Source organism: Burkholderia sp. 22PA0106 (genome assembly GCF_047497155.1).
Taxonomy (GTDB): domain Bacteria; phylum Pseudomonadota; class Gammaproteobacteria; order Burkholderiales; family Burkholderiaceae; genus Burkholderia.
In genome coordinates, this window is sequence record NZ_CP163163.1 from 1,279,091 (window position 1) to 1,294,500 (window position 15,410).

13 protein-coding genes are annotated in these 15,410 nt (G+C 57.9%); 11 read left to right on the plus strand and 2 right to left on the minus strand.

Features of this window, described 5'->3' with window-relative positions:
* Positions 1–56: 56 nt before the first annotated feature.
* From AB4850_RS20675 to AB4850_RS20715, 9 genes are all read left to right on the plus strand, one after another.
* On the plus strand, positions 57–4,751 hold the full coding sequence (locus AB4850_RS20675; RefSeq protein WP_414444859.1) for an RHS repeat-associated core domain-containing protein: 4,695 nt from the start codon (positions 57–59) through the stop codon (positions 4,749–4,751).
* A complete protein-coding gene (locus tag AB4850_RS20680) occupies positions 4,741–5,139 on the plus strand; it encodes an SMI1/KNR4 family protein (RefSeq protein WP_414444860.1) in 399 nt (132 codons plus the stop codon). Before AB4850_RS20675 ends, AB4850_RS20680 begins: the two co-directional genes overlap by 11 nt.
* Positions 5,140–5,770: 631 nt before the next feature.
* Positions 5,771–6,142 (plus strand): hypothetical protein, encoded by a 372-nt coding sequence (locus AB4850_RS20685; RefSeq protein ID WP_414444861.1) that lies wholly within the window; start codon positions 5,771–5,773, stop codon positions 6,140–6,142.
* Positions 6,143–6,456: 314 nt separating this feature from the next.
* A complete protein-coding gene (locus AB4850_RS20690) occupies positions 6,457–6,660 on the plus strand; it encodes a hypothetical protein (RefSeq protein ID WP_414444862.1) in 204 nt (67 codons plus the stop codon).
* Between the two features lie 363 nt (positions 6,661–7,023).
* The gene (locus tag AB4850_RS20695) at positions 7,024–7,479 is read left to right on the plus strand and encodes a hypothetical protein (RefSeq protein WP_414444863.1); all 456 of its coding nucleotides are present in this window, start codon (positions 7,024–7,026) and stop codon (positions 7,477–7,479) included.
* A 390-nt stretch (positions 7,480–7,869) separates the two neighbouring features.
* Positions 7,870–8,301 (plus strand): SMI1/KNR4 family protein, encoded by a 432-nt coding sequence (locus AB4850_RS20700; protein WP_414444864.1) that lies wholly within the window; start codon positions 7,870–7,872, stop codon positions 8,299–8,301.
* 167 nt (positions 8,302–8,468) lie between these two features.
* Complete coding sequence (locus AB4850_RS20705; RefSeq protein ID WP_414444865.1) at positions 8,469–8,810, plus strand: hypothetical protein; 342 nt, start codon at positions 8,469–8,471, stop codon at positions 8,808–8,810.
* Between the two features lie 498 nt (positions 8,811–9,308).
* The gene (locus AB4850_RS20710) at positions 9,309–9,737 is read left to right on the plus strand and encodes an SMI1/KNR4 family protein (RefSeq protein ID WP_414444866.1); all 429 of its coding nucleotides are present in this window, start codon (positions 9,309–9,311) and stop codon (positions 9,735–9,737) included.
* A gap of 452 nt (positions 9,738–10,189) precedes the next feature.
* Positions 10,190–10,645: a nuclear transport factor 2 family protein gene (locus AB4850_RS20715; protein ID WP_414444867.1), complete on the plus strand. Its 456-nt coding sequence runs from the start codon at positions 10,190–10,192 to the stop codon at positions 10,643–10,645.
* A 115-nt stretch (positions 10,646–10,760) separates the two neighbouring features.
* Here the strand turns inward: AB4850_RS20715 and AB4850_RS20720 are convergent, their stop codons facing one another.
* A complete protein-coding gene (locus AB4850_RS20720) occupies positions 10,761–12,020 on the minus strand; it encodes an MFS transporter (RefSeq protein WP_414445569.1) in 1,260 nt (419 codons plus the stop codon).
* A 108-nt stretch (positions 12,021–12,128) separates the two neighbouring features.
* Positions 12,129–13,166, minus strand: coding sequence for an ABC transporter substrate-binding protein (locus AB4850_RS20725; RefSeq protein WP_414444868.1), 1,038 nt, complete (start codon positions 13,164–13,166; stop codon positions 12,129–12,131).
* A gap of 133 nt (positions 13,167–13,299) precedes the next feature.
* Here AB4850_RS20725 and AB4850_RS20730 point away from each other — a divergent pair, with 133 nt between their 5' ends.
* Positions 13,300–13,965: a response regulator transcription factor gene (locus AB4850_RS20730; RefSeq protein ID WP_414444869.1), complete on the plus strand. Its 666-nt coding sequence runs from the start codon at positions 13,300–13,302 to the stop codon at positions 13,963–13,965.
* Positions 13,952–15,343 carry a sensor histidine kinase gene (locus tag AB4850_RS20735; RefSeq protein WP_414444870.1) on the plus strand — a complete coding sequence of 464 codons (1,392 nt, stop codon included), beginning with the start codon at positions 13,952–13,954 and terminating at the stop codon, positions 15,341–15,343. Before AB4850_RS20730 ends, AB4850_RS20735 begins: the two co-directional genes overlap by 14 nt.
* The last annotated feature ends 67 nt before the right edge of the window (positions 15,344–15,410 follow it).

The following is a 15,410-nucleotide window of genomic DNA, read 5'->3' on the forward strand; positions in this document are numbered from 1 at the left end:
ATGACCCGTTTCGATATTTCGCATTCCGATAAAAATATTCATAGAACCATTCGATCATGACCGCTCCGGCCGTTATCCAACCGTTGCCGACCGATGTTTTCGTGTCGCCGCTCATCAAATTCCATCCCGAGGACGTCGCGGCGAACCTCAAGGACCTGGACAAGTGGCTCGGCGATCTGAGCGGCGGGGTGGTCACGCTCGCTCGTGTCGAGATGGTGGCGCGCAACGTGCCGGTGCTCGCCAACATCTTCGCCGCCGTCGATCTGATCAACGACATCCGCGCGATGATCAACCACGGCGACAAGCCGATCGACATGTTCGACTGGTTGAACCTCGGCCTCGATCTGATCGGCATCATTCCGCTGCCGCCCGGCACCGCGCAGGTGCGGATGGGCGCGCGGCCGTTGATGGCGCTGATGCGCGAGGAGCTGGTCAAGAACGGCAAGGCCGCGGGCGAGGCCGCGCTGAACATGATGCGGGACAGCGTGATCGCCGTGATCGCGGACGGCTTGCAGGCGCGCTACGCGGGCGAGATCGAGACCTTCCTGAACGAAGTGCGCAAGGATCTGACCTTCGTGCTGAACAAGGCCGCCGAGTACATGACCACGCTGATGAACGGTCTCGCCGACCTGTTCGCGCACGCGGCCGGCGAAAACTACAGCAGCAGGAACAACGTCAACAATCTGAAGCGGGAAGGGAAGCAGGCGCTGCACAACGTGGTGTATCAGCCGGGCGCCGTGCTGGGCAATATCGGGTCGCTGCTGGTGAACGGCGTCAAGATCGTCGCGAAGGGCGAGATCAATCTCGCCACGTCTGCGGTGAAGATGGTGGATCCGCACGCGAGCGAGCACCTGATGGCGGTGGCGAACGGGCTGCGCCAGAAGATTCCCGCCATGCAGAAGGCCGTCAAGTCGCTCGACGGCAACGCCGTCGGCAAGATCGGCTGGCTGATCGAGGCGGGATTGGCAGGCGTCCTCGAATGGCGCAAGCGGCATTCGAAGACGCAGACTTCGGCGGTGAAATCGCAGGGCTCGACCAAGGTCGAGGCGCGGCGCGGGGAGGGGGCGGTCGAAAAGCAGAACAAGACGGGGCCGGCGGAACATCCGGGCGTCAGTTGCTGCAATCTGTCCACGCCGGTGAAAACGCCAGCGGCCGCTTCGGGGAACTCGATCGGCTTCGCGCTCGGCGACGAGCGCATCGATCACGACGATTTCATCATCGATGGGCCGATCCCGATTGCCTGGGTGCGCACCTATCGCTCGTTCTTCGACGCCAACGACGAGCGCGGCGAACTGGGGCCGCGCTGGACGACGCCCTACACGACGCGTATCGATGTGCACGCAACGAAGCTGGTGTACCACGATGCGGAGGGGCGCAGCGTCGATTACCCCTTGCTCGATATTGGTGTCGCGCACGACGATCAGGCGGAAGGTTTGACGCTGCTGCGTGTCGATGAACGCTGGCTCACCGTGACGCGCGGGCACGACGAACTGGAAGCGTACGAGCGGGACGGCGATCGCTATCGTCTTTCCTTCATCAAGGACCGCGCCGGCAATCAGTTGACGTTCGATTACGACGCCTTGGGGCAGTTGCACCGTTTGATCGTGCCGCATCGTCAGGTCGCGTTCAGGTTCGATTCGCACGGGCGGATTGCGGAGATCTTCGAGCATGACGCCGAGGGCGAGCGTGTCGGCCGGTTGGCCGCCTACGAGTACGACCAGGAAGGCGATTTGATCGCGGCGTTCGATCGCTATGGCAACCGCCGCGAGTATCGGTATCAACACCATCTGGTGACGCGCTACACCGATCGCACCGGTCGCGGCGTGAATCTCGAATGGGATGGCACGCACGCGAAGGCGCGTTGCTTCCGCGAATATCGCGACGACGGCAGCGATGAAGTCACGCTCGCCTGGCACCCGAATTTCCGCATGGTGGCCGTGACCGATGCGCTCGGGAACGTTACGCGGCACTACTTCGACCGCAAGGGCTACACGTTCCGCGTCATTCATCCGGACGGCGCCGAAGAGTGGATGTATCGGAATGCGAACGACAAGCTCGTTCAATACACGCATCGCGACGGCGGCAAAGAGTTCTTCGATTACGACGCGCGCAGCAATCTGGTTCGCCATCAACGTGCCGACGGTTCCGTCATCAGCATTGAGTACGACGCGAAGGATCAGGTCGTCAAGACGATCGATCCGCACGGACATGCGTGGGAGCAGGAGTACGACGAAGCGGGGAATGTCGTCGTCGCGAAGGACCCGCTCGGCTACGAGACGAAGTACAAGTACAACGAGCAGGGTTTGCCGACCACGGTGATCGACGCGAAGGGCGGCGCGAAAACCTTGAGCTATGACGCGGGCGGGCGGCTCCTGTCGTATCGTGATTGCTCGGGAAAGACCACGAAGTGGGCTTACGATGCGGCCGGACGGCTGGTGGAAGCGACGGATGCGTCCGGCGCCGCCACGACGTTTCAATATGCGGCGAACGGGCAGCTCGATGAAGTGCGTTCGCCGGCTGGCGTCGAGCGGATTCAATACGACTCCGAAGGGCGCTTGCTGCAGACGATCGATCCGATGCAGCGGGCCACGCGGTATTCCTACGACGTGGGCGGGCGCGTGGCGTCGCGGGTGGATGCGCTCGGCCAGCGGCTCAGTTATGGCTACGACCGGCTCGGGCGATTGGTGCGACTCACGGATGCGAACGAGGCTTCGTATACGTTCCGGTATGACCCGGTCGGGCGCTTGCTGGAAGAGGTCGAGTTCGATGGGAAATCGACGCAATACGTTTACGACGAGGCGAGCGGCGATCTGGCCTCAATCGACGAAGCGGGCCGTGTTACGCAGGTTGAACATGATCGTGGCGGGCGCTTTGCGAAGCGGGCATGCGGCGATGAATCGGAATCCTTTGCTTATGACGCGACCGGGCGTTTGATCGAGGCGAGCAATCGGTACAGCCGGGTGCAGCGTTTTTTCGATCCGGTCGGGAATCTTGTACGGGAGCACCACGCCTACGATGTATTTGGCGTGAAGCGCAGTTACGTGTGGCATCACGGTTATGACGAACTGGGCAACCGTAAGCAGACCGTACGGCCTGACGGGCACACGATCGACTGGATGATGTACGGCTCCGGGCATGTGCACGGGCTGCTTGTCGACGGGGTGGATCGCGTTCAACTCGAACGCGACGATCTGCATCGCGAAGTGAAACGGACGCTGGCGAGCCGGATCGGGCAAACGACGGTCTTCGATCCGGCCGGGCGCATCGAGCGACAGACCGTGCAACGCGACAAGGCACCGGGGGCGTTGAGTACGCGGCGTTATCGCTACGACGCGGCCGGGCAACTGACGCAGATCGAGGACAGCCGCAAGGGCGCGACAGATTACCGATACGACCCGGTGGGGCGGTTGATCGAATCGATCGGGCCGGGGCTTCGCGAGCGGTTTGCGTTCGATCCGGCAAGCAATATTGTTGATCCGGGTGCGCCGGAAACGGCGCGCACTCGAAGCGAGTATCTGGGCCGGCATGAGAGTACGTTGCCGGCGTCGGTGCCTAAGGTGCTGGGGAATCTGCTCAAGGACTATGCGGGCACGCACTTTGATTACGACGCGCAGGGGAATCTGGTTCAGAAGCGTTCACCGGCCGGTGTGCAGCGGTTCGAGTGGGATGCGTTCAATCGGATGCGGGCGGCGGATGTCGAGGAGACTTCCCGGCGGAGTGCGTCGCGCTATTTCTATGACGCGCTGGGGCGGCGGATCGGGAAGGAGGTGAACGGCTCGCGGACAGTGTTCGGCTGGGATGGCGATACGCTGGCGTATGAGTCGAATGATGCGCGCAGCATGCACTATGTGTATGAGGCGGCGACGTTCGTGCCGATGGTGCAGTATGTGTCGGAGCCGGTGGAGGGAATCGAGACGCCGGTGGTTCATGCCGATGCGCGGTATGTGCCGGAGGAGGATCCGCTTCAGCGCGTGCCGGTGGCGCAGAGCGAAGCGCGGGTGATGTTCTATCACTGTGATCAGATCGGCACGCCGTTGATGATGACGGATGAGGCGGGGGAGGTGGTTTGGGAGGCGGCGTATAAGGCTTGGGGAGAGGCTCGGGAGGTGATTGGGCGGGCTTCTGGGGCGGCTGGGGTGGGTTTGGTTACGAACTCGCTGCGGTTTCAGGGGCAGCAGGTTGATGATGAGACGGGGCTTCATTACAACCGGCATCGGTATTACGATCCGGTGTTCGGGCGGTTCGTTAGGAAAGACCCAATCGGACTCTTAGGAGGCACCAACGTATATCAATATGCTCCGAACCCGATAGGTTGGATTGATCCGTTTGGCCTGGCATGCCGCAGGCCGGGCGGATACCACGTGAACGATGCAGATCAACACGGTAACCTTAGTCCCCAAGCGAATCGGGCGCCAGGTAACACGAACACGGTAGCCGACGGACTGGTGCAGTCGCATCATCCGATTCAGCAGGAATGGGCAAAACAACAGGTTTTCCCTAACGGGACTTATAGCTCACGAACTGCGCCGGCGGTTTTGTTGCCAAGCACGTCGGGATCTGTCCACGCCCAAATCTCTGGTATGCAGCGTGCTTTTCGAAATCAATATGGATTTAGTACTGATGTAAATACGGAGTTTAATGAGGCTGCTCGGCAGATGAGGGCGGCGGGCGTTCCAGAGAATGTCGTGAGACGAGCGATGCGGCAAAATTACAAATATTTCGATTGTTTGGGAGCTTTCAATGCTAAATAAAGCGGACCTTGATCAGCACTTTGAGCTGAGATTTCCGGCGGCCTCTAACGAAATTAACGTTGCTGAGGCGAAGGTTGGTCTATCTTTTCCTAAAGAGTACGTTGATTTTCTTCTAATCACTAATGGATTAAACTCAAGCGGTTGTTTGGCTCTTCATGAGATAGAAATTCTGCCCGAGAGAAATTTTGAATATGAAGTTCAAAAATATCTTCCTGGCTATTTCATGATTGGTGATGATGGTGGTGGGCAGGCGATTCTTATAAATTCGGCTGCAGAGATATTTGAAGTGGGAATGGGGGTGATGAACTTGAAATTTTTGGAGAAATCGGCTGATTCATTGGTCGATCTGTTAATAAATTTCAACGGCTTGACCCTTGGGGAGAGGTAAGTCTTAAGCCATATTTAGTGCGCCACATCACCGATGGCGACTTGAGCGAGCGACACGCACTACGTGTGATCGGCATGAGGGGCCTGTGCTTAATTTCGTGTTCGATGCATATTTTGCCCCAATGATGACATATGCCTCGTAAACCGGAAGCCGAATCGGTGGAGCTGCCAATGGCACAGTTCGGCAATGGCCAGAGAAGCGTTGGCCGAACGGGTGCTGGGCGGTGAGATGAGCCATCATCTCGGCTATCTGCTTGACGCTGCCAAGCCGGCGGAGACAAGCAACCAAAGCAACTCCAATCGTGGCACGACGGTCTTCACCAACGATGGCCCGTCCGCATCCAGGTCCCTCACAACCTCGGCGACAATTCTCAATCGCTACTCATTCCTAAGCACGGGCGATGCTTTACTGGCTTCGATGACAAGACTTTCGAGATATGCATGCGAAGCTAGTCCATGTGGGGCGCTCGCGGCATGACGGCACATGAAGCTCAGGATTTTCTGCTTAAGCATTCCGGTGCCGAGGTGTCGCCGGACTGCATCAGTTTCGTCACCGATGATGCGCGAGCTTATTTTTCAGAGATCGGCTCTGATGTAGGGGGCGAGACAAAATCCCTCAAAGAGAGGATGAAATGGATAAGAAATTTAATGGTGAGGCGTATGCGCTTGTGTCCGAATTTGTAAATTATATAAATGTTATGGACAAAGAAAATCTTCGTGATAAATTTGGTATCACGAAACCTATTTTTGATGAAATATGTGAATGCTTGTCTGAATATTTTCTGACAAATTCTATTGTGAGTTTGGTGCTCGAAGATGTGGCGTTTTCGGGGAAAATCGGTTCAAGGCCGTACGTTGATTTGTATGAAATGAATGATTTTGGTGTGTGGGGACTCGAATGTGTTATTTGGGTTGATGGAAAAATAACTGAGCTTATTCTTCATGTTGAGTTGTTTAAAAAAGGTAGTGGCCTTGATTTTCGGTATAAATATATCGGATCGTGATTTCCATGTTATAACAACGTTTAATGTTATGAGGTTGCATGAGCAGTTTTTTGGTTTTCGGTGTTTGACTTGGCTAGACGGAGGAGTGTTAGGGAATCTTGTGTGGGAGCACCACGCCTTCGATGTATTTGTCGTGAAGCGTAGTTACGGCCTGATGGGTACACGATCAACTGGATGATGTACGGCTCCGGACATGTAGATGGGTTGTTCGTCGATGGTGTGGATCGCGTGCAACTCGAATGCGATGATCTGCATCGATCAAAGGCTTATAAACCTGCATTGCAGGTTAAGCGTTGTCCGTAACGGGAGAGATAATGATTGTCGAATCGATTGACATAGAAGCGAATGGAATTGTTTTGGTGGATCCATCTGTACTTCACGATACTCTGGGGTGGACTCCAAGGTCCGGCGAGGTGCGTGATCTCATGAGTGAATTCTTTAATTCCAACCTTGGTGATTTGGTGATAAAGGCCGGGGCCATTGTGCCTCTTTTGTCTATCGATGATGGGGGGGTATGAAGTAGTTTGCAGAAATAGGAGTGATCGGGACGCATTGAAGGAGCTGGTGATAGTTAAGAATGGTAGCTTTCCTCTGGTGGTGAAGGAAAATGCTATGTTTTACGATTTAGAGGCCCTCATGCACTGGCCCCCGCAGAGCGGCGGGATTGACGCAAAATTGAGGCCCGGCATGTATTCGGTGAATATTAATGGATTTCGAGAGGTCGAATCCAATAAGATAATTAGATCTGGTTACGAGTTTGTTTGCGAGTCTGTTGATCGGTTGATTGAGTCGACGGCGGAGATTGATGCCTATATGCGCGTTTTCTATTAATTTGGTTTTTGCATTAATTCCAGTGGCGGTTGAAGAGCTGGGGTGAGGAAATGTCAGATAATTTTAATTTCGATCATTGGCGAGAACGTTTGCACGTATGTGACGATTTCGGAGATGAAGCTAAATCCGATGAATTTTGGGGCCTCTTGGATGAAGCTGAAAAGAATATGGGTTACGATGTCGCAGTAGAGCTTCTTAAAACTTTCTCTGATGTCGATGACTTCGGGGTGCAAGAACGAACTAGAAATGTGCTTGAAGCATCTGGGCGAGAAATTTTCTATCCTGCTCTTGTTCGGGAATTGCATGGAATTATTGAAAGATCTCCTAAAAAGCAATGGGCCGTTACTTTGATTGGAATTGAGGTCGACTATGGGGACTTTAATTTATTGATAAGTTATGTAAATAAGGCGTCGGAGGATGTTAGGCGTGAAATTATTTTGTTTCTCAAATCTGATGATGTTCTGTCTGAATATCCGGATGTGTCTAGGTATTTGACGGATGCGTGAATAATGTGGGGAAAGGCCGCTTAAGCAATCTCATTGGTGATTGTTGGTTTGGAATGGCTTGTTAAAATATTCGGAAATTTCGTCAAATTGGATGTGCCAAAAAGGAGCTGTCGATGGTAGTGAAATTGATGTGATTTATATGCAAGCAGGATATAGGTGTGGGTGGTTTAATTCGGATGGCGGTTAATTAAATTTTGACTATGTTCTCGGTGATGGCCTGGGAGAGAAGGCGGATATTTCTGTGTCTGCATATTGAAATTAAACAAAAATTTTCATGGGGTGATTGAAAATAGATGCGGCCTCCAGAGTGACTTGGTTCCAGCTAAATGGTTAAATCGATTGCGTCGATTTTTTGAAAAATCGGAGGTGTTGAGGTGTCGGAAATTATTGATGAGCTTATCGAAAAATTCTGATTTTGGAGTTGGGGTCGTAATTTCCGGTCCCGTTTTGCAAGAAAAGATACATAGTGCTGAGTTGATGCTTGGAGTGGATTTTCCCAATTCGTATAAGATGTATTTGGAAAAATATGGCGCTATTGACGTTGATGCTCGATCATTTGCGGGGCTGACCTCAAATAATGCTGGTGACGACGGTAACGTTGTTGCATTCACAAAGTATGCTCGCGAGGAGTATCAATTGCCGGTTCAATATATCGCTCTCGATTTTCAGGATGGCGATGCTTTTTTGTGTATCGACACGCAAAAGAAAGGGACGGATGGTGAATTCCCGGTTGTTTTAGTAAATCCAATTGATGGGGCGCAGATGGGGTATGCCGCTGCCGAGAACTGGATGGATTGCCTGGAAGAATATTTGTCAAGTTGACGTTGTATGGATCGTCGGAAGGCGGTTATGAGAGAGTCCGCGCGTTGGGGTACTTGAACGTACATTTCCGATTTTGGTGGACGCAGTGTAATAACATTAGCCAATTTTTTTGAAAACGCTGGAGGGGGTATTATTTTTATCGAAATATATGAAAGGTAAGGGCAGAAATGGAAAAATCGAACCCGAAAGATTTTCTTAAAATTCAGAAAGAAACATGCAGGCGCTTGGGTTTTCCAGATTCCTTTCCTGGGGAGATGGTTGCTGTTGCAATATCGACGCTTGGAAAAATGCCAGTATATGGAACGCGGATTATTTTGCCAGACGAAGAGGGTATTAGCTGGTTCTTTCACTGTGGTGAGTATTCCGACGCGACTGATTTTTACAAGCTGGTGCATGTGGAGCATCTGTCAGAAATGCTTCCATCTGTGTTGAAATATTTGCGACTGCCGCCACGATCAAGGTTCATTATTGATGATCAAGGGTATGAAGATGTATGGATGTTTAAATAATTAAAATGAGTTCGGTTAATAATAACTGTGTTGTGATGCTTGCTAGTGGATTTTTTGTTGATTTCTATTTGAGGTTTTGATCAACTTCGTTAGAAATCGGTTGCTGTGAAAAAATCGATAATCGGGTGTTATTCTTTAATTATATTGTAGAGGCAGGTGTCAATTTGCCATGTATTTGGCTTTTTGTTTTCAGGTGTTGGTAGTTCTGTGCGATCCGGTAAATTGGGCTCCGTGTGCTGAGCATGAATTTATTCACATGTGTTGAGTTCAATGCGAAGTTGCCTAAAAAGGAAGGAACAAATGACGCTGGCCAGCAAGTCAATATATAAACCCCACAGGAACGATAGCTTGCACACGGACTTCGTTTTGAAGACGACACCGGCCGCGATGTTCGCATACCCAATGGGTGCTGGTCGGCAAAGATGCCGAGTTCTGGGCCGCCGGGGACCGGAAAAGTGAGTCTCCCGAGGGCTGGCTCTTTACCTTAAGTGAGAAGTAATGGCTAGAGCGCGAGTAATTGGCACAACACTAGATGCGATCCACTTAGCTGAGGCGGAATTGGCTCGATCCTTGCCTAAATCGTTCTCGGATTGGCTTCTGTACAACAACGGCAGAGCATTGGGAGCTTTGGCTGTGTTTCCTGCATTCGATGCACGCGATCCCCGCAAAACGTGGGAGTCGATAGTTCGTCACTTCAACGCAGATTGGCAAGAGTGGCTAGATAACTTCTCAGATAGTCATATTGACTTTTCTCAATTGTTACCGTTTGCGGAATTTGGAGCGGGAGATTATTACTGCTTCGATTATGGGATGCTTGGCAACCTCGGAGAGCCTGTCGTCGTTCTCTGGTCGCACGAGACAGGGCAAACGTCAGCGATTGCTGATAGCTTCGCAGCCTTCCTGACCACGCCCGGCCGACCTGGATAACGATGAAGAAAGCATCTTGGGGCTGCGTCGGCGGCCTTTATTGTTTCTGGGCGCTGAAACCCCGAATCTCCCAATGTCCGAAAATGGTCTAATTTCTCTCCGCTTGGGGAAAACGCAGCGGCGGCTGCCGGTCTACCGGCGGCTAGAAAAGCGTTTCCGCGATCCCCGGCGCATATCGTCGTTGCTGAATTTCGGCGATCGCACGAGATCCGTCGCATCTATTGGACCTATCCGCATTTGGACCCGCTGGTTGATTTTCAACCCGTCGCGAACACGGAAATTCTGACGGCCCCCACGAGGGTTTCTAACCGCCTTGCCCACAAAAATGCGCACAGGTCCCCAGTCGCTCGAACCCCCTCATTTCACCCCATCCTGAAACATCCACCCCCACCCATCCCCTAATCTCCGCTTCACCCCCACCGCAAGCGTGCATTCCCATGCACCCACCGCCCATGCTCACCCCAACACCCGCGCCGACCGAAGCCCAAATCCGCCACATCCACACCCAATGGCACGCCGCGATCACTTCCCGCGACCTCGAAGCCCTGATGTCGCTCTACGCCGACCACGCGCACTTCGAATCCCCGTCGGTTCTAGCAATCACATCCACAAAAGGCACCCTCACCGGCAAACCCGCCATCCGCAACTTCTTCGCCACCGGTTTCACCCAACTCGCGAACACCTTCACCGATTGGTACCGCACCGGCGATTTCTTCGCGAACGGCCGCCAGCTCGTCTGGGAGTACCCACGCGTGACCCCCACCGGCCAACAAACCGACCTCGTCGAATTCATGGACATCGAAGACGGCCTGATCGTCGCGCATCGTGTCTATTGGGGCTGGCGCGGCCTGCAATCGCTGCTCGCAGTCGCGACAGTCGCGGCAGTCGAAGCAAACCGCCAGGCCTGACGCAAAACGGGCCGGCGCATGTTCCCATGCAACCGGCCCGCATTACCTTCAGTCATCCGAACCCAACCTCGGCGCGCGATCCAACCCACGCCCGAGGAAACGCGACCTCACACCATCAAGCCCGCACAGCCCCACCAGCCCGCTCGGTCCGCGCCCATCCCACAAACGCCCCCACACCCAACACCGTCAAGCACACGATCGGCACGATCATCGGCCCGAACGCAGACCCGGTCAGCTTCCCGGCCAGCGGCATCAAATTCTGGCTGAAGAACCCGCCAAGATTCCCGATCGAGTTGATCGCCGCCACGCTGGCCGCGGCCCGCGCGCCGGTGAAATAGCGCGGCGGCATCGACCAGAAGCACGGGTAGATCAGCGGAATGCACGCGCCACCGAGCACGAGCGCGACGAAGCGCAACGGTGTGGTCGGCAGCACGAGGCTCAACACGAAACCCACCGCGCCGAGCGCGGCCACGATGCCGATGGTGCGCAGCAGGCTCTTGGCGCGCTTGAGCTTCGGCGGCAGCCAGATCAGCAGCACCACGGCCAGCGCCCAAGGCAGCATGCTCAACAAACCGTTCGTTGTGCTGGACACCCCGAACGACTTGACGATGGTCGGCAGCCAGTAGGTCACGCCATACAGCGACGTCGACATCATCATGTACGTGGCGGCGAACAGCATCACGCGCGGGTCGAGAAACGCCTTCCACGGCTGCGAATGCTCGGCATGCGGCGGCGCCTCGCGTTCGAGCGCGGTGGCCACGAGCTGCTTTTCGTGCTCGGACAGGAAGCGCGCCTCGCGGAACGACGTGGGCAGCAGCCAGAACACCAGAATGCCCACCACCACGGCGGGAATCCCGGTGGCGATGAACACCCACTGCCAGCCCTCCAGCCCGCCGATGCCGCTCAGGCTCAACAGCCAGCCGCCCACCAGCGAGCCGAGCATGTTGGCCAGCGCGCTGCCGAGCGTGAAGATGCCGAGCACGCGCGCCCGGTAGCTCTGCGGAAACCACAGCGTCAGGTAATAGATCACGCCGGGATAGAAGCCGGCCTCGGCGATCCCGAGCACGAAGCGCAGCCCGCTGAAGATCGGCATCGAGGTGGTGAAGCCCATCGCGACGGTGATCAAGCCCCAGGTCAGCATGATCCGCGCGAGCCAGACGCGCGCGCCGAACTTGTGCAGCGCGAGCGTGCTGGGCACCTCGAACAGCAGGTAGCCGATGAAGAACAGCGAGGACGCCAGGCCGAACGCGGATTCGGAAATATTGAGGCTGTGCGCCATCTGCAACTTGGCGAAGCCGACGTTCTGACGATCGATGAACGAGATCAGGAACATCACGACGAGGATCGGCATCAAGCGCCACGCGATCTTCGACATGACGCGCTGCTCGTCACCGGCGGCAGCGAGGGAAGGGGAGGCAAGGGTCACGCTGGGCTCCTGTTTGAAGCGTGTTGCTGAAATGAATCGCAATGCGAATTTATTAACTCAACGCGTCAGATACGCATCGAGCTGGGCCGTGAACATCTCGTTCCAGGTTCGCGGCCGGGTCTTGATGGTGCCCACGCCATGCAGGAAATCGACGAACTCCATGAGCCGGTCGGGCACCACGGCGTAGCGGGTTTCGGGCATGCCGAGCATGGCGACGATGTCGTCGGCGGACACCCGCAGGCCCGACGACGACACATAGATCGCGGCGGCCTCGCGCGGATGCGCGGCGATGAAGCGGTTGGCCTCGTCGAGCGCGCCGATGAACGCGGCGGCCAGCCCCGGCTCGGCGTCGATCACGCTCTTGGGCGCGAACACCACGTCGAGCGTCAGCGGGCCGAGCGCCTGCACGGCATCGGTCACACGATGAATGCCCGGCTGGCGCAGTTCGAGAATGGAGAACGGCGGCGAGCCGAAATGCGCGGTCACGCCGCCGTCACGCCGGATCAGCGCGTCCATGGCCTGCGGATGCGGCAGGTTCACGGTGATCGGGTCGAGCTTGGCGAAATGCGGCAGTCCGAACTGTCGCGCGGCGATCATCTGCAACACGACTGCAGCCAACGATGTATGGATGCCGGGCACGGCGATCCGGTCGGCGGGCGTGAAATCGGCCAGCCCGCGAATGCGCGCCTGGTTGGTGTTCAGCGACAGCGAGGTGGCCGACAGCCCCGCGATGCCGATCACCTCGACGTTCGGAATGCCGCGCGCCCGCGCCCACAGCTCGATGAAGCCGGGCGCGCCGGCGCCGGCGAAATCGAGCGTGCCGGCCATCATCGCGTCGTTCACGGAATTGCCGCCGTCGAGCAGCACCCATTCGGCCTTGACCTGATCGAGCCCGCGCCGCACGGCATGCGCCTCGAACAGGCGCTGCCGTTCCATCACGAGCAGCGGCAGGTACAACACGCCATAACCCTTCGAAATCCTGACGGTTCGGCCACGCGACAGCGAAAACGCCCGCGCCTGGCGCGCGAGCGGCGCGGCAGCGACGGCAAGGCCGGCGGCGAGCAGCGCGCGCCGGCCGGACGACGGCGTGGGCATCGTGCGGTCTCCTCCGAAACGGCCGTGGCGGCCTCTTGACGAACTGGCATGGAGGTTAGCGGGCGAACCTGAGAAAATGCTGAGATCCGTCCCCCGGGAATACCCGTAATCCACCTTATCGGCAGGACTCACCATGCGCATTCTGGTCGTCGAGGACGACGCGGAAATCGGCGAAGCGATCGGCAGCCGTCTGACGCGGCTCGGCCACGCGGTCGATCTCGAACGCGACGGCGCGGCGGCCAGCAGCCTGCTCGGCGTCGAGGCGTTCGATCTGGTCGTGCTCGACGTGATGCTGCCGTCGATGGACGGCTTCGCGATCCTGCGCCGCCTGCGCGCCTCGGGCAGCACCACGCCGGTGCTGCTGGTCACGGCGCGTTCGGCGATCGACGATCGCGTCGGCGGCCTGGGCCTGGGCGCCGACGACTATCTCGTCAAGCCGTTCGACTATCGCGAGCTGGACGCCCGCGTGCAGGCGCTCCTGCGCCGCAACAGCGGCCACGCCAGCGACGTGCTGCGCTTCGGCGGCCTGGCGATCGATCGCAGCAGCCGCCTGGCCGAACTCGACGGCCAGCCGTTGCCGCTGTCGCGCCAGGAGTTCGCACTGCTCGAGATCCTCGCGAGCCGTCCGCAGCGCGTGTTCTCGAAGGACGAACTGCTGAACCAGTTGTTCAGCTTCGGCCGCGAGCCGTCGGCGAATGCGGTCGAGCAATACGTGACGCGCGTGCGCAGGAAGCTGCAGGGCAGCGACGTCGAGATTCGCACGGCACGCGGGATGGGCTATCAGATTGCGACGCGCTGACTGGTTTCCGAAAACGCTGTTCGGCCGCACGCTGCTGTTCATCGCGTGCGTGGTGCTGTCGGGCGCGGCCGCGCTCGCGCTGGCGGCGCGCTATTACGCGGGCGTCGCGGCGGAGCGCGCCTACGATCAATTGCTGTCGGGAGCGGCGATCCAGGTGGCCGAGAACCTCTACGTGCAGGGCGGCGTGCTGGCGCTGAACCCGCCGGTGGCGGCGCTGTCGTCGCTGTCGCGCTACGACTTGGTCTATTACAAGGTGGTCGATTCACGCGGCGTGGTAGTGGCCGGCTACAACACGCTGCCCGACGCGGCGAACGTGGCGGCCGCGCAGCGCGGCACGCAGTTCGCCTCGCGCAACTACGAGCGGCAGGCGGTGCGGATCGCCACCATCGCGCGCTACATGCCCGAGGAACGCACGCCGGGCTGGGCGCTGGTGACGATCGCGCAAACCACCCACGCGCGCGAGCAGTTGACCAACGACATGAGCCTCAAGGTGTGGACGCTGATCGGCCTGATGACGGCGCTGGCGATCGGCGCGAGCGCGCTGGCGATCCGGCGCGGCCTGCTGCCGCTCGCGCAGATCGAATCGATCATCGCCGCGCGCGATCCGGCCGATTTGCGGCCGGTGGTGATCGATACGCCGAGCGAGATCGCGGCCATCATCGGCGCGATCAACGGCCTGATGCGCCGGCTCGGGGAGCGCGTCGCCACCATGCAGCGCTTCATCGCCGACGCGGCGCACCAGATGCGCACGCCGCTCGCGCGGCTCGACGCGCAGATCGAAATGTTGAGCAACGAAACCGACGCCGCGCGGCAGCGCGCGCGTCTCGACACGCTGCGCGCGACCTGCTCGGACGTCGGCCGCCTGACCGGGCAGTTGCTGAACCACGCGATGGTGATCCACCGCACCGAGGTCGTGCCGTTGCAGCCGGTGGATCTGGCCGCGCTGGCCCGCGAGGTGCTGGGCCGCACGATCCCGCTGGCCGACGAGCGCGACGTGCAGGTGTCGCTCGACGCGCGCCTGAGCGACGCGACCATCCAGGGCGACGCGATCAGCCTGCAGGAAGCGCTGTCGAACGTGCTGCACAACGCGCTGCATCACGGCGATGCGAGCCAGATCGACGTGAGCCTCGATGGCACGCGCGAGCGCGTGATGCTGACCGTCACCGACAACGGCTCGGGCATCGCGCGCGAGCACTGGGATGCCGTGCTGCGCCCGTTCGTGCGGCTCGACGGCAGCGGCGCGCAGCGTCGCGACGGCTCGGGCCTGGGCCTCGCGATCGTCAAGGAGGTGATGGACGCACACGGCGGCCAGGTCACGTTCGCGTTGCCGGAGCAGGGCGGTTTTTCAGTGATCCTGACGTTTGTGCGCCAGGCATGAATGGCATGAATGAAAAGGGGCGGCCGAAGCCGCCCCGTCATGCGCGACCCGCGCAACACGGGTCAGG

What these genes read in the sequence shown, in the direction of transcription:
- AB4850_RS20675 (WP_414444859.1), top strand. Translation starts at nt 57, where the DNA reads ATGACCGCTCCGGCCGTTATCCAACCGTTGCCGACCGATGTTTTCGTG.
- AB4850_RS20680 (WP_414444860.1), top strand. Translation starts at nt 4,741, where the DNA reads ATGCTAAATAAAGCGGACCTTGATCAGCACTTTGAGCTGAGATTTCCG.
- AB4850_RS20710 (WP_414444866.1), top strand. Translation starts at nt 9,309, where the DNA reads ATGGCTAGAGCGCGAGTAATTGGCACAACACTAGATGCGATCCACTTA.
- AB4850_RS20715 (WP_414444867.1), top strand. Translation starts at nt 10,190, where the DNA reads ATGCTCACCCCAACACCCGCGCCGACCGAAGCCCAAATCCGCCACATC.
- AB4850_RS20720 (WP_414445569.1), bottom strand. Translation starts at nt 12,020, where the DNA reads ATGTCGAAGATCGCGTGGCGCTTGATGCCGATCCTCGTCGTGATGTTC.
- AB4850_RS20730 (WP_414444869.1), top strand. Translation starts at nt 13,300, where the DNA reads ATGCGCATTCTGGTCGTCGAGGACGACGCGGAAATCGGCGAAGCGATC.
- AB4850_RS20700 (WP_414444864.1), top strand. Translation starts at nt 7,870, where the DNA reads ATGAGCTTATCGAAAAATTCTGATTTTGGAGTTGGGGTCGTAATTTCC.
- AB4850_RS20685 (WP_414444861.1), top strand. Translation starts at nt 5,771, where the DNA reads ATGGATAAGAAATTTAATGGTGAGGCGTATGCGCTTGTGTCCGAATTT.
- AB4850_RS20695 (WP_414444863.1), top strand. Translation starts at nt 7,024, where the DNA reads ATGTCAGATAATTTTAATTTCGATCATTGGCGAGAACGTTTGCACGTA.
- AB4850_RS20690 (WP_414444862.1), top strand. Translation starts at nt 6,457, where the DNA reads ATGATTGTCGAATCGATTGACATAGAAGCGAATGGAATTGTTTTGGTG.
- AB4850_RS20705 (WP_414444865.1), top strand. Translation starts at nt 8,469, where the DNA reads ATGGAAAAATCGAACCCGAAAGATTTTCTTAAAATTCAGAAAGAAACA.
- AB4850_RS20725 (WP_414444868.1), bottom strand. Translation starts at nt 13,166, where the DNA reads ATGCCCACGCCGTCGTCCGGCCGGCGCGCGCTGCTCGCCGCCGGCCTT.